This is a genomic window from Wolbachia endosymbiont of Cylisticus convexus (assembly GCF_003344345.1).
The window spans coordinates 1-8661 of record NZ_QPIP01000113.1 but is presented as its reverse complement, the minus strand read 5'-3'; the positions used below and the strand labels follow the sequence as shown (position 1 = coordinate 8661).

General features: G+C 37.8%; 10 protein-coding genes. All 10 read left to right on the top strand.

What is annotated here, in order from left to right; genetic code table 11:
- Positions 1-65: 65 nt before the first annotated feature.
- Positions 66-1304, top strand: coding sequence for an IS256 family transposase (locus tag Wcon_RS08660; protein ID WP_114516979.1), 1239 nt, complete (start codon positions 66-68; stop codon positions 1302-1304).
- A gap of 759 nt (positions 1305-2063) precedes the next feature.
- Complete coding sequence (locus Wcon_RS12605) at positions 2064-2198, top strand: hypothetical protein (RefSeq protein WP_255565478.1); 135 nt, start codon at positions 2064-2066, stop codon at positions 2196-2198.
- A 5-nt stretch (positions 2199-2203) separates the two neighbouring features.
- Positions 2204-3361: a group II intron reverse transcriptase/maturase gene (gene ltrA / locus Wcon_RS08650; protein WP_237350125.1), complete on the top strand. Its 1158-nt coding sequence runs from the start codon at positions 2204-2206 to the stop codon at positions 3359-3361.
- Between the two features lie 106 nt (positions 3362-3467).
- The gene (locus Wcon_RS08645) at positions 3468-3980 is read left to right on the top strand and encodes a sigma-70 RNA polymerase sigma factor region 4 domain-containing protein (RefSeq protein ID WP_114517874.1); all 513 of its coding nucleotides are present in this window, start codon (positions 3468-3470) and stop codon (positions 3978-3980) included.
- A gap of 510 nt (positions 3981-4490) precedes the next feature.
- Positions 4491-4625: a hypothetical protein gene (locus Wcon_RS12600; protein WP_255565478.1), complete on the top strand. Its 135-nt coding sequence runs from the start codon at positions 4491-4493 to the stop codon at positions 4623-4625.
- 5 nt (positions 4626-4630) lie between these two features.
- Positions 4631-5413: a group II intron reverse transcriptase/maturase gene (ltrA, locus tag Wcon_RS12200; protein WP_237350124.1), complete on the top strand. Its 783-nt coding sequence runs from the start codon at positions 4631-4633 to the stop codon at positions 5411-5413.
- A gap of 465 nt (positions 5414-5878) precedes the next feature.
- Positions 5879-6895, top strand: a complete 1017-nt coding sequence (locus Wcon_RS08630; RefSeq protein ID WP_114517872.1) for a major capsid protein — start codon at positions 5879-5881, stop codon at positions 6893-6895.
- 93 nt (positions 6896-6988) lie between these two features.
- Entirely contained in the window at positions 6989-7309 is a 321-nt protein-coding gene (locus Wcon_RS08625; RefSeq protein WP_114517876.1) for a head-tail joining protein, read from the top strand.
- Complete coding sequence (locus tag Wcon_RS08620; protein ID WP_114517871.1) at positions 7302-7763, top strand: phage tail protein; 462 nt, start codon at positions 7302-7304, stop codon at positions 7761-7763. The genes Wcon_RS08625 and Wcon_RS08620 overlap by 8 nt, the downstream gene beginning before the upstream one ends.
- Positions 7764-7833: 70 nt before the next feature.
- Positions 7834-8661, top strand: an 828-nt coding sequence (locus tag Wcon_RS08615; protein WP_114516781.1) for an IS256 family transposase, incomplete at its 3' end; no start/stop codon positions are given.

The window sequence follows — 8661 nt, the reverse complement described above, 5'->3', positions numbered from 1 at the left end:
ATTACTTTTTTTCGGTTTGACACACTTTTTTGAACTTATATCAATTTAAAAATGGAGGTTTGACAATGAGTCAAAAAGTAGTAAACAGAACTAACGGATTGGTAGATTATAAAGAGTTGGAAACAAATATCCTGTCGTCTATACGAGAAGGAAGACCGTTGACAGGAAAGGAGGGAGCATTAACACCATTTATAAAAAAGCTGCTGGAGGCGAGTCTAGAAGGTGAAATAGAAAACCATTTATTAGCTGAAAGTGAAGAAAATAATCGCAGAAATGGGAGGAATGGAAAGACTTTACGTACAAGTGCAGGTTCATTTGAGCTGTTAACGCCAAGAGATAGAGAAGGAAGTTTTGAGCCGCAAATAGTCAAAAAAAGGCAAACAAGCTTACATCCAGAGCTTGAAACGAAGATTTTGAGCACATTTGCCAGTGGTATGAGCTATAGAGATATAGCGTCACACGTTGAGGAAATTTATGATCACAAAATATCGGTAGCAGAGATATCAAGTATTACCGACAAATTACTGCCTATAATCAATGAATGGCGTAGTCGTCCACTGCAATCAGTATACCCGATAGTATTTATGGATGGGATGTTCTTTAAGGTCAAGGAGGATGGACATTGCGTAAGTAAATGTATGTACAATATATTGGGCATAGACCAAAATGGCAGAAAAGAAGTCCTGGGCTTTTATTTGGCTGAAAGTGAAGGAGCTAACTTTTGGTTGGAAGTGCTAAATAACCTCAAAGAAAGAGGAGTAGAAGATATTCTGATTGCATGTGTAGATGGGCTAAAAAGCTTTCCTGCAGCCATCAACAGTGTATTTCCCAGTGCAGAAGTGCAGCTATGTATAGTACACCAAATAAGAAATTCTCTGAAATATGTATCCAGTAAAGATGTGAAAGTTTTCATGAATGATCTGAAAAAAATATATCGTGCTTCAAGTAAAGAAATTGCTGAGAATTATCTGCTTGAGCTGGAAGGAAAATGGGGAGAAAAGTATCCTTTAGTTATAAAATCCTGGCAGAACAATTGGGAAAACTTATCCAGTTATTTTAAGTATTCTGGGCCAGTTAGGAAGCTGATTTACACCACTAATCCAATTGAGGGGTTGCATAGACAAATCAGGAAATTTACTAAAACTAAGGGTTCATTTACTAGTACAAATGCCTTGTACAAACAGGTATATTGTGCTATAAAAAAGGTAGAGCAAAAGTGGATTATGGCTCTCCCTAATTGGGCTTTAACTATGTCTCAACTTGATATTTTCTTTCCAGATAGGTTGAAAATTGAGTTGAACTAAAAATGCGGCTTGACACACTTTTTTGAACATTCCCGAGAATAAACCTTAATTAAGTGCGATCCGAAAGTCGTGATTTTGTGATGGTTAAATTCCATCTTCCCTAGATATCGGGGATAATGTGTATCTCACATTTTAGAGATTGGCAACCTCTAAGGTGCAAGCATGAGATAGAAGCGGGTAATGCTAAACCTTATGGCAAATTCCTGCAAACAGAGTTAGATATGATTACGAGAGAAACCTATGTCTGAATTGTCGTAAGGTTTAATATGCGTGCGCCAAGCAAAGTGCGTAAAGTCCAGTTGGTGAAAATCCGACTTAGGCAAAGTCTAGCCAACAGCCTAAAACGAACCATTATGCTACGTAAGGTAACGAGCGTAGTAAAGCTAGTGGAATGGACAACACAGGGTACAACGAAAGTGAAGGTATTGAGTCCCGAAATTCTCGATGTCATAGAGGTCGACACGTTGCATATAGTGGAAGACAGCAAGAAGGGTAACAATAAGGCAAGTTATCACTCACTCTATCGGGATCTGAGGCCGTATCACGTGTTGAGATGGAGTTTACGTAAACTTGGGAGAGATCCTTTGTATTCCTATTAAGGTACGTTGGAACAAGTCAACAAAGGCGAGGACTAACGGAAGATGCAAAGGAAGTCGGACTGACTGATAGTACTCAGAGTGTGGGAAAGCCACATACAAGGGAGCAATATAGTGACTGGTTTAGGGATTGCTATGCCAATACAACGGAGGTTGGAATAACGTGCAAAGAAAACTAAATCAGATAACAGTAAGAGCCAGGCAAGATAAACGATTGAAATTTACATCGTTAATTCATCTGATAAACGCAGAGAATCTTGCTGAATGTTATAAAGAGCTAAAAAGGCATGTGGTATAGACCAGGTGACAGTAGAAGCTTATGGAGAAAATCTTGAAGAGAAGCTTAGCACTCTGGTGGATAGTATGAAGAGAAAGCAATATCAACCGCAACCAGTGAAAAGAGTATATATACCAAAAGCTGTAAGCAAAGAAAAACGCGGACTTGGGGTACCATCAACAGAAGATAAGTTAGTCCAGATAATGCTGAAGAAGATATTAGAAAATATTTATGAAGCTAACTTTCTGGATAACTCATATGGTTTTCGTCCTGGTAGAAGCTGTCATCAAGCGGTAAATGCACTAAATAAAGCAGTTATGTACAGACCAACTAACTATGTAGTAGAAGTTGATATCAAGAAATTCTTTGATAATGTCCAGCACAAATGGCTAATGAGATGCTTGAGAGAACGGATAACAGACCCAAACTTATTGTGGTTGATCAAGCGATTTCTTAAGGCAGGAATAGTTGAGTCAGGACATTACGAAGCAACTGAACTAGGCACACCTCAGGGGGGAATAATAAGTCCTATACTAGCTAACATATACTTGCATTATGTGCTGGATTTGTGGTTTGAAAAGAAATTCAAGCCAAGATCTAAAGGTTATATGGAACTAGTTAGGTATGCAGATGATCACCTGTTTTGCTGTGAAAGAGAAGAAGATGCTAAAGAACTCTTAAAGTCACTAAAACAAAGGCTAGGAAAATTTGGACTGGAAATATCTGAAGACAAAACAAGAATAGTAAAGTTTGGCAAAAAGGAGTGGCAGCAAGGAATAAGGGAGAAACGAAAAACGGAAAGTTTCAACTTTCTAGGATTCATCCATTATGGTACAAGAAGTCGTAAAGGTAGAGTAATGATAGGTCATAAAACCTCGAAAGTAAGTCTATCTAGAAAACTTAAAGAAACCAAAGAATGGATGAAAAAGATCCGAAACAAGGTTCACCTTAGAGACTGGTGGCCAGTACTTAAAGCAAAACTAACAGGGCACTATAACTACTTCGGAGTTAGCGGAAATTACCGTTGGATAAATAAATTCTTCTGGCGGGTAATCAAGCTAGCGTATAAATGGATAAACCGACGTAGTCAGAAGAAGAGTATGAATTCAAAGCAATTTATACACTATCTACAAGTTAATCCATTACCAAAACCAAGAATATGCTACTCATTATATACAAAATAGGAAATGCTGTGAATACTACATTGTGGAGCCGTGTGCGGGAAAGCTGCAAGCACGGTTCTGGTGGGGGAGTCATAGCGATAAAACTTAATCAGGAGGATTTAAAACTATGACTTCTACCAAACATTCTAAAAATTCCTATACTGGTATTAACCCAAAAGTTGTTAAACACATACGACACTATGCTAAACTTCTGAAGAGAGGAAAAGCTTTTGCTTATAAAGACATTGAAGATGTTGAGCAAGATCTTTTACTTGATTGCTTGCCTGGCCTTAATGAACTTGAAGGGCATTTTATAAAACAGTACGTTAAATGCCGCGCTCTCAATTTAAAAGAAAAAGAACTATGTAAAAAACGTACCATTAATTTTGTTGATGAAGCTTTATACGAAGAGAGCGATGAAAGTCTTGAATATAGCTCCGCAGTACGCATTGACGTAAATGAAGCAATTGCAAAGTTACCTAGAGAGTTAAGAAAAATATGTAAACTATTAGCAGAAGATCACAGCATTTGTGAAATTTCCAGAAGGACTGGTATACCAAAATCAACTCTCTACGACACAATCAACAAATTACGCAAAGAGTTTTCTCACCTTAAAACATACCTAAAACGAGATTTCTAACTATAAGGGGGGAAAAGATGAGTGCGCCAAGCAAAGTGCGTAAAGTCCAGTTGGTGAAAATCCAATCCAGGCAAAGCCTAGCCAGCAGCTTGGAACAAACCACTATGCTGCGTAAGGTAACGAGCGTAGTAAAGCTAGTGGAACGGACAACACAGGGTACAACGAAAGTGAAGGTATTGAGTCCCGAAATTCTCGATGTCATAGAGGTCGACACGTTGCATATAGTGGAAGACAGCAAGAAGGGTAACGATAAGGCAAGTTATCACTCACTCTATCGGGATCTGAGGCCGTATCACGTGTTGAGATGGAGTTTACGTAAACTTGGGAGAGATCCTTTGTATTCCTATTAAGGTACGTTGGAACAAGTCAACAAAGGCGAGGACTAACGGAAGATGCAAAGGAAGTCGGACTGACTGATAGTACTCAGAGTGTGGGAAAGCCACATACAAGGGAGCAATATAGTGACTGGTTTAGGGATTGCTATGCCAATACAACGGAGGTTGGAATAACGTGCAAAGAAAACTAAATCAGATAACAGTAAGAGCCAGGCAAGATAAACGATTGAAATTTACATCGTTAATTCATCTGATAAACGCAGAGAATCTTGCTGAATGTTATAAAGAGCTAAAAAGGCATGTGGTATAGACCAGGTGACAGTAGAAGCTTATGGAGAAAATCTTGAAGAGAAGCTTAGCACTCTGGTGGATAGTATGAAGAGAAAGCAATATCAACCGCAACCAGTGAAAAGAGTATATATACCAAAAGCTGTAAGCAAAGAAAAACGCGGACTTGGGGTACCATCAACAGAAGATAAGTTAGTCCAGATAATGCTGAAGAAGATATTAGAAAATATTTATGAAGCTAACTTTCTGGATAACTCATATGGTTTTCGTCCTGGTAGAAGCTGTCATCAAGCGGTAAATGCACTAAATAAAGCAGTTATGTACAGACCAACTAACTATGTAGTAGAAGTTGATATCAAGAAATTCTTTGATAATGTCCAGCACAAATGGCTAATGAGATGCTTGAGAGAACGGATAACAGACCCAAACTTATTGTGGTTGGTAAAGAGATTCCTTAAGGCAGGAGTAGTCGAAGCAGGACATTATGAAGCAACTGAACTAGGCACACCTCAGGGTGGAATAATAAGTCCTATACTAGCTAATATATACTTGCATTATGTGTTGGATTTGTGGTTTGAAAAGAAATTCCAGCCAAGATCTAAAGGTTATATGGAGCTAGTTAGGTATGCAGATGATCACCTGTTTTGCTGCGAAAAAGAAGAAGATGCTAAAGAACTTTTAGAGTCACTGAAACAAAGGCTAGGAAAATTTGGACTGGAAATATCTGAAGACAAAACAAGAATAGTAAAGTTTGGCAAAAAGGAGTGGCAACAAGGGAGAAACGAAAAACGGAAAGTTTCAACTTTCTAGGATTCACCCATTATGGTACAAGAAGTCGTAAAGGTAGAGTAATGATAGGTCATAAAACCTCAAAAGAAAGTCTATCTAGAAAACTTAAAGAAACCAAGCAATGGGTGAAAAAGATCCGAAATAAGGTTCACCTTAGAGACTGGTGGTCAGTACTTAAAGCAAAACTGACAGGACACTATAATTACTTCGGAGTTAGCGGAAATTACCGTTGGATAAATAAATTCTTCTGGCGGGTAATCAAGCTAGCGTATAAATGGATAAACCGACGTAGTCAGAAGAAGAGTATGAATTCAAAGCAATTTACACACTATCTACAAGTTAATCCATTACCAAAACCAAGAATATGCTACTCGTTATATATAAAATAGGAAATGCTGTGAATACTACATTGTGGAGCCGTGTGCGGGAACACGGTTCTGGTGGGGGAGTCATAGCGATAAAACTTAATCAGGAGGATTTAAAACTATGACTTCTACCAAACAAAATCCATTTACAAATACAGCATTTAGCATGACGGCACTAACAAATGCGATGAATATATTGCCGATAAATTATGGACGGGTTGAAAATTTAAATTTATTTCTAAGTAGGTCAGTAAGATTTAGACATATCACCATAGAAGAACATAATGGAGTTTTAAGCCTATTGCCAACACAATTACCCGGAGCACCAGCAACAGTAGGAAAACGTGGCAAAAGAAAAGTAAGAACGTTTACGATTCCGCATATTCCTCATGATGATGTAGTGCTGCCAGAAGAAGTACAAGGAATAAGGGCATTTGGATCAGAGAGTGAACTGAAAGCGCTGGCAGATGTAATAACAGATCATTTGCAGCTAATGAGAAACAAACACGCAATAACATTAGAGCATTTGCGAATGGGAGCACTCAAGGGAATTATTCTTGATGCTGATGGGTCAGAATTATTAAATCTGTATAATGAATTTGAAATCACGCCAAAAGTAGTAAATTTTGCACTGGGAACAGCAACAACAGATGTAAAACGTAAGTGTCTGGAAGTATTGAGGCATATTGAAGACAACTTAAGTGGTGAATATATGACGGGAGTTCATGCCTTGGTAAGCCCTGAGTTTTTTGATGCACTAACTTCTCATGCTAAAGTAAAAGAAGCATATGAAAGATGGCAAGAAGGAGCAGCGCTAAGGAACGATATGAGATCAGGATTTACGTTCTGTGGTATAACGTTTGAGGAATATAGAGGGCAAGCAACTGACCCTGAAAGAACCGTGAGAAGATTTATAGAAAGAGATACGGGGCACTGTTTTCCAGTAGGAACAGCAAGCACATTTACAACATATTTTGCACCAGCAGATTTTAATGAGACAGTAAATACTCTTGGACAGCCACTCTATGCAAAACAAGAGCCAAGGAGGTTTGATAGAGGGACCGATTTACATACTCAGTCAAATCCTCTGCCAATGTGCCATAGACCTGGGGTATTAGTCAAAGTCGTTGCAGCATAACAACACTGGTAGAACAACTATAAAGTATGAAACTATTCTACCAGTATGTCCCTTCTTAGCATACTTATAAACCTTAATGCATCAAATGGAGAAATGCAAGAGAATATTAAGAGATTATTGAAAGATTGTTTTGCCCATTTAGGAAAGCTAGCTTTATATGAGTCAAAGGATAAGTCATATATGGTACAAGTACTAAAGCAACAGCCAGATAAATTATACGAGATTGGTGAAGGACAATTTGTGGGAGAGATGCTTTTTCTTGAGGTAAGCGTTTTTGATGTACTGAGGCCAGTGGTAGGAGATATTTTTGTTATTGATGGTCGTAAATATAAAGTATATTCTCCACCACTTCGAGATAACTCAGGAATAGTATGGAATATAAAATGTACAGTACTTGGAGAGAAAGATGTTTAGTATTGAAATTAGTGATAAGGTTATTCAAAATATTGATACCAATAAAGCTAAAGTAGAACTGGCAGCAGTAAGAGCGCTGAACAAAACGGCATTATGGTTAAAATCTCAGGCTATCCGAGAAATCAGTGAAGAAAAACAAATTAGGCTAAAAGTAATTAGAAAAAGACTAAGAATTATCAAGGCAAGGAAAAGCGCTTTGAAAGTTTTAATTAGAGCGTATCTATATGATATAAATATAAAACAAGCAAAAATAAGAACAGCATCTAATGACGCATTTATGGCAACGATGCCAAGAGGCTATCGTGGTATTTTTAAACGTGTAGGAAGAACAGCACTACCGATACAGGAGGTTAAACTACCACTTGAACCTGAGGCTTCAAGGATAATAGAAAATCTTGTTAATTATGAAGTTGAAAGGATATTTGAAAAATATTTTACACATGAGTTATTTTAGGGAATATTACTTTTTTTCGGTTTGACACACTTTTTTGAACTTATATCAATTTAAAAATGGAGGTTTGACAATGAGTCAAAAAGTAGTAAACAGAACTAACGGATTGGTAGATTATAAAGAGTTGGAAACAAATATCCTGTCGTCTATACGAGAAGGAAGACCGTTGACAGGAAAGGAGGGAGCATTAACACCATTTATAAAAAAGCTGCTGGAGGCGAGTCTAGAAGGTGAAATAGAAAACCATTTATTAGCTGAAAGTGAAGAAAATAATCGCAGAAATGGGAGGAATGGAAAGACTTTACGTACAAGTGCAGGTTCATTTGAGCTGTTAACGCCAAGAGATAGAGAAGGAAGTTTTGAGCCGCAAATAGTCAAAAAAAGGCAAACAAGCTTACATCCAGAGCTTGAAACGAAGATTTTGAGCACATTTGCCAGTGGTATGAGCTATAGAGATATAGCGTCACACGTTGAGGAAATTTATGATCACAAAATATCGGTAGCAGAGATATCAAGTATTACCGACAAATTACTGCCTATAATCAATGAATGGCGTAGTCGTCCACTGCAATCAGTATACCCGATAGTATTTATGGATGGGATGTTCTTTAAGGTCAAGGAGGATGGACATTGCGTAAGTAAATGTATGTACAATATATTGGGCATAGACCAAAATGGCAGAAAAGAAGTCCTGGGCTTTTATTTGGCTGAAAGTGAAGGAGCTAACTTTTGGTTGGAAGTGCTAAATAACCTCAAAGAAAGAGGAGTAGAAGATATTCTGATTGCATGTGTAGATGGGCTAAAAAGCTTTCCTGCAGCCATCAACAGTGTATTTCCCAGTGCAGAAGTGCAGCTATGTATAGTACACCAAATAAGAAATTCTCTGAAATATGTATCCAGT